Here is a 262-nt window from a genome sequence, read left to right on the forward strand (position 1 = left end):
CCAGGTGATAGAACTTTTGGCGTAGTTGTACAAGCCGGTAGCACCGGCCAACCCGATGGGATCGCAACTCACAAATCTGCCGACGTGCGGATCGTAGTACCGGTAGCGGTTGTAGAGCAGACCGCTTTCCTGATCAAAATACTGCCCCTGCAGCCGGAAAGGTTGATCGAGCGTCCCCGTGCCTCGTTGATATGCCAGTCCCCAGGCCGAATATCCGGCTTCCCAGACAACGCTACCGGCTGCGTCGATCGTGCGGACCGGC

Annotated in this window: 1 protein-coding gene; it reads right to left on the bottom strand. The window is 58.8% G+C overall.

Annotated elements, in window-relative coordinates; genetic code table 11:
* Positions 1 to 262: RHS repeat-associated core domain-containing protein (locus SB771_RS35220; RefSeq protein ID WP_410722070.1), on the bottom strand; the 262-nt coding region annotated here is incomplete at both ends.

The sequence above is a fragment of the Burkholderia sp. SIMBA_051 genome (genome assembly GCF_046534915.1).
Lineage (GTDB): Bacteria > Pseudomonadota > Gammaproteobacteria > Burkholderiales > Burkholderiaceae > Burkholderia > Burkholderia ambifaria.